The 5,604-nt window shown below is 44.5% G+C and carries 6 protein-coding genes; 5 read left to right on the plus strand and 1 reads right to left on the minus strand.

The features are described 5' to 3' along the window. Positions 1–393 (minus strand): aminoglycoside phosphotransferase family protein (locus POTG_RS18735; RefSeq protein WP_157273517.1); only part of this gene is annotated, 393 nt, incomplete at its 3' end. A 179-nt stretch (positions 394–572) separates the two neighbouring features. Between POTG_RS18735 and POTG_RS18740 the strand changes: the two genes are divergently transcribed. From POTG_RS18740 to POTG_RS18760, 5 genes are all read left to right on the plus strand, one after another. Continuing rightward, the gene (locus POTG_RS18740) at positions 573–920 is read left to right on the plus strand and encodes a helix-turn-helix domain-containing protein (protein ID WP_009226426.1); all 348 of its coding nucleotides are present in this window, start codon (positions 573–575) and stop codon (positions 918–920) included. 57 nt (positions 921–977) lie between these two features. Beyond that, positions 978–1,313 carry a hypothetical protein gene (locus POTG_RS18745; protein WP_036646230.1) on the plus strand — a complete coding sequence of 112 codons (336 nt, stop codon included), beginning with the start codon at positions 978–980 and terminating at the stop codon, positions 1,311–1,313. A gap of 4 nt (positions 1,314–1,317) precedes the next feature. Beyond that, a complete protein-coding gene (locus tag POTG_RS18750; protein WP_009226427.1) occupies positions 1,318–2,145 on the plus strand; it encodes a heteromeric transposase endonuclease subunit TnsA in 828 nt (275 codons plus the stop codon). After that, positions 2,142–4,355: a Mu transposase C-terminal domain-containing protein gene (locus tag POTG_RS18755; protein ID WP_232282351.1), complete on the plus strand. Its 2,214-nt coding sequence runs from the start codon at positions 2,142–2,144 to the stop codon at positions 4,353–4,355. Before POTG_RS18750 ends, POTG_RS18755 begins: the two co-directional genes overlap by 4 nt. Beyond that, a partial coding sequence (locus POTG_RS18760) for an ATP-binding protein (RefSeq protein ID WP_009226429.1) occupies positions 4,352–5,604 on the plus strand: 1,253 nt, incomplete at its 3' end. The genes POTG_RS18755 and POTG_RS18760, both read left to right, overlap by 4 nt.

Below are 5,604 nucleotides of genomic sequence, written 5' to 3' on the forward strand. Positions count from 1 at the left end.
ATTGCTGCTAATATAGAAAGCCAATAACTTAAAGAATTGGTCCGGGGGATTTCCATGAAAATAGCCATGAATCTGCCCCGTAGCAAAATGCGGACTCACCTTAGCACTCCGCACAATGCGATTAAACTCTTCCCAAGGATCGCCGTAATCACTGCGATTAAAATCGATGATCCACAGCTCCCCTTCTGGCGAAATGATCATATTCCCCACATGATAATCGCCGTGCTGAAAGCACTGTGGCCGCCGAGCGAGGTACTGCCGATTCGCTTCAATATAAGCCATGATCAGCTCGTCGCCATCCATTTTGACGCCGCAATCTTGATATTGCTTTATTTTTCGGTCTACCTTTTGATTAAAAAAGGGATCCCATGGTTCTTGATGTCTGAAGAAAATAAAGTATTAGACTGAGAAATAAAGTATTAGACTGTGAAAATAAAGTTTTAGACTGGGTAAATAAAGTATTAGACTGCTGGGTGATTCAGCATTTACTCCGATAAAACAGACATCATGAGCATGAACCCCGTAAATGGAATATTTGCGGGGTTATTTTCTTTATTTGGAGTTGATCCGGTTTGAATCTGGGCGAGAAAGTCAGAACTATTCGAAAATCGCATGAGTTGAATCAGAAAGAATTTGCACTGAAAATCGGCGTTTCGCAAGGAACGCTTAGTGATATTGAACGCGGGGTTTGTTTGCCATCGTGTGAAACGATCATTGCGCTTAAAAACACGTTCCAATGTGATCTTAATTGGCTGCTTTCAGATTATGACGAATCTTTCTCTCAAACTCCAACCTATATATCAAGCGAGGAGTTAAAGCTGCTTACCAGTATTCGTGCACTCCCTGCTCAAGAGAAAAATGAGCTCTACGAAATTATAGAAATCAAAATGAGAAAAAATAAATATCCGAAAACGGATTAAAATATCCGAAAAGTGTAAATATGGTAATATCACCAAAACATATTGGGGTGTTACCAAGTGAAAGAAAAGTCGGGTATTGGAATCGTGACTCAAAATGGAATTTGGTTTAACAGGAGCCTCTACTCCTGTTCGCTAGCCATAAATGAGAAATGGTTTGAGCGAGCACGTCAAGTTGGGGGTTGGCCGGTGGCGGTTAAGTCCCAAGATGATGAAGATCAGATTGTAATCATTCATGAGGATGGCTTAAAGATCAACTGCTATCCAATTGAATTTTTACCATGTGATTCAAAGAAAGTCAGGGCGTATTATTCAGAGTTCCAAAGATTGATGACGTTGAGAAAAGAGCTTGCAGATAGTACACGAAACAGTCTGCCGGACAAGCATTTGAGGTGATCCAGTGGCCAAGCGGAAACGGCAACTCACAGCTACAAAAATTGAAAGGATGATCAAAGAAGGCAGAGGACAGGGTACCGGCAAGGACTATCTTCCTTGGCTTACGATTCAGGACGTCCCTTCAGAAGGCAGGGTAACTCGTGGAGTTGGATGGACGACCGGTCGAAGACACCAACTCTTGTCGGATATTGAGCGTGATTATTTCTACCTTCTGGATTACTGCGATGATGTATCGGATATTCGCGAACAATTTCCACTTCTGCCGTTAGAAGAAACGCAAATGATCGCGGAGAAAATCGGTGTGGAACATCCCAAAGATCCGAAAACAGGCATACCGATCGTGATGACCACGGATTTTCTTATTACTTATCGGGATAAAACATTAGCCAGAACAGTGAAACCATCCGCTGAATTGGAAAATGAACGAACCATAGCAAAATTTGAAATTGAGCGGATTTACTGGGATTCCAGACATGTAGATTGGGGTATCATCACCGATTCAGATCTGCCGGATGCACTTATACGAAATATCGAATGGGTGCATAAAGAATTCCACAATGAGGACGTTCCGGCGCTTGGAATATTTACGATTCGAAATCTGCAACAGATGTTATCCGCTAGATTACATAACGGTGAAGTCGTATCGAGAGCATGCTTGGCTTGCGATGAACAGTTAGGACTTGATGCAGGTACTTCACTTGCGCTATTCCGTCATTTTATTGCGCGCAAAATCTGGTCCGTCGATATGACCGAACGAATCATACCTACTCTTCCAGCTAAGGACTTCTCTGAGAAGCATTCGGATATAAGGCTTGAAGCGAAAGGTGGATGAATGCAATGCCATCAAGGTCTATTTTAGAAAATCAGGTGATAGAATGGATTTCATCCGAAACGGATGACCGCGCTGTAGAGCGAATCCTGTGGATTTCCCAGGCAAATGACGTGGTATTCAGCATCGCGCTTGAGGACGATAAGGCGTTTCCGGTCATGAAAACATATACAGAGATCATTGCTGGCATAGAGGCTAATCTATGTAAGCCCATTGACTGGATCAACTCAAACATTCCGTTACTGGAGCATTCCATTGATCATGATCATCTCCTCCTCCGTGATAAGGCGTGGGATGCGATTAGAGATATCGTGTCTGATGAACCAGACTGTTTTGATAAAAAATGGCGAGGAATACGTGTACGAGAAGTTCAGGAAAAGACAGGCCTTCATAAAAGTACAATCTATCGATATTTGCGGAGATTCTGGCAAGGCGGAAAGTTGAAAAATGCGCTTCTCCCCCATTATTACAATTGTGGAGACTATGGGACTGATCGGGCGCCCGGAAAAGCAAAACGCGGCCGTCCCAGAAAGTTCGAGGATGGACCGACAGGCATCAATATTGACGAAGAAACAAAACAACTGCTTCGGTCGGGAATTCGGCTATTTTACAACAACAGGGAGAAAGCCCCACTTAAACATGCCTACCAAAAAACGCTTGAAAAGTTTTTTGCCACGGGCTTTCGACAAGATGGGAAAGCACTCGTACCTATTCTCCCTCCTCCGGATAAATTGCCGACGTTCGGACAATATCGTTATTGGTTCAAGAAAGAATTAGACTTGGAAGATTCCTTAAAAAGCCGGCTTGGAAGGAAACAATATGCTCTCAAGTACAGGCCTATTCTTGGCAGTTCTACTCATGAAAGCTTCGGTCCAGGTTCCAGATTCCAGATCGATGCGACTGTAGCGGATGTCTTCCTGGTCAGTGAATATCGTCGAGATTGGATTATCGGAAGACCGATTATTTACATCGTAATCGATGTATTCAGCCGATATATCGTCGGATTATACATCGGGCTCGAAGGACCGAGCTGGATCGGAGCGATGATGGCTCTGGCCAATACGACAATGGATAAAGTGAGATTTTGTGCTCAATATGGCATCGATATTGAACCGGAGGAATGGATTTGCAGTCACTTGCCTCAAAAGTTGACAGCTGATCGCGGGGAACTGGAAGGACACAAGCCAAGCCATCTTATTGATGCTTTGGGTGTAGATGTGGAGAACGCTTCCCCTTACCGGGCAGATTGGAAGGGCATTGTTGAGCAGCAGTTCCGATTAATCAATCTTCGAAGTATTCGGTTTATACCGGGAGCAATCAAAGAGCGTCAACGGGAGCGAGGTGAACGAGATTACCGTCTGGATGCCAAATTAACGCTTCGGGAGTTTACCCAGATTATGATTCGCAATGTGCTTTACCATAATAATCATCACCACATGCAATGGTACGATCGGAATGAGTTTATGATCGCCGATGATATTCTCCCTATTCCACGCGAGCTGTGGCAATGGGGCATCATTAACCGAAACGGACGGCTCAAGAAGCAGCCGGAACACATTGTCAAGCTAAACTTAATGTACCATGGGGAAGCGACCGTCACAGCGGCTGGAATTCAGTTTAAAGGCATGCATTACGGTTGTGACCTGGCATTGCGCGAGCAGTGGTTTGTAAAAGCAAGGGCAGGCAAAACGTGGCGTGTTCAAGTATGCTACGATCCCCGTTCCACCGACGAAATTTATTTGTGGTTGGACGAAGGACACCGCTTTGAAACATGTACTTTGCTTGAACGGGAAGAACGTTATATGAACAAACGATTCGAAGAAGTAGAGGATTTGCTTGAGATTGAAAAGTATCAAGGCCGCCATCAAGAATTCAACAATATGTTGTCCAAAATCGAACTGGACGCTCATACGAAGGCGATTGTAGAAGAAGCGGCTAAAAAGACTGATGAAGTGATGAAGCAAAATCAAGAAAGCAGTAACCAGCGAATAAAAGGAACGAGACAACATCGCTCCAACGAAAAAATGCTCAATCGTGAACAAGAAGCTTTTAAATTATCAGAGCAACCTCAAGTACCTAACATCCCAGCAAATAATGTTATTCCAATGAGGCGTGAAGATAGTGATGACGGAAAGGCACCGTCATATATTCCGCCGGCAAACAAACTGTCCAAAATTAAAGCCTATATGATCGAAGATGGTGAAGAGGAATGAGTGAATTTGATGTCCCCTTATTTCATTTCAGCCGCGGCACATTTGTTGAAGCAGACTATCAGGATCCGTTAATTGAGGATTATCGCAGCAATCCCTTGCTTGAGGCACTGCCGCCGATATGGGACGAGAAAACCGTTGTACAGAAATTAGCTTCGAGACCGAAGTTTCATGCTTCTGAACGAGAGTTGCCCGTCCATCTTCGGTTACATTGCGTACAACGAATTTCTCGCGATTTCTTTCAACCATTATCTCGGCATCTGGAGCTGGAGCAAAGCATTTCCCGACTGATTAGAGACGGTTATGTCGGCCGAAATCCGCTAACCCCGAATTATGCATTCCGAGCCCGTAAGGACGCATATGAGCTCATCATGAAAGGGAGTACAAGCGGATATCCAGTGAATACACCCACATCAGCCGGATTTGCTTTAGTGGGAATTTCGGGAATCGGGAAGTCCAGCAGCTTGCTTCGAATCTTACAAATGTATCCGCAAGTGATTTTGCATCGGAAATATCAAGGCAAAGATATGCCTGCCCCCTATCAAATTGTGTGGTTAAAGATGGATTGCCCGCATGACGGTTCCATCAGAGGGCTCTGCCTGAATTTTTTGCTTGCGGTCGATAGTCTCGTTGGGACAAAGTACTACAAAAAGAATGTCACGAAAAATCCGGATGAATTGTTGCCGCTCATGGCGCAGGCTGCTGCTGTGCATTGTCTGGGGGTTCTTGTGATTGACGAAATCCAAAACCTTCAGGAAGCCAAGGACGATCGCGCAGCTCAAATGCTTAACTTCTTCGTTCAATTGGTCAACACGATCGGGTTGCCAGTCATACTTGTCGGAACATATAAGGCACTCCCTGCATTAAATGGAGAATTTCGAAACGCGCGGCGCAATAGCGGCCAAGGGGACGCTACGTGGCACCATTTTAAGAAAGATGAGGAATGGACGTGGCTGCTGCAAGGTTTGTGGAAATATCAGTGGACAGACAAAAAGGCCGAACTGAATCAAGAGTTCATTGATATTATGTACGACGAATCCCAAGGCATTTCCGACATTGCGATAAAACTGTTCATGCTGGCTCAATGGAGAACATTGGATAAAGGAATGGAGCAAATTACTCCGGAATTGATTCGTTCCGTTGCAAAGGATCGGCTGACATTGATTCGCCCGGCTCTCGAGGCGTTAAGGTCCGGGAAGAAAAAGCAAATTCAGAATTTCGCCGACATTTATTCCAGTGTGTCCATTGACGA

Origin of the sequence: Paenibacillus sp. oral taxon 786 str. D14, from assembly GCF_000159955.1 — a bacterium.
Classification (GTDB): domain Bacteria; phylum Bacillota; class Bacilli; order Paenibacillales; family Paenibacillaceae; genus Fontibacillus; species Fontibacillus phoenicis.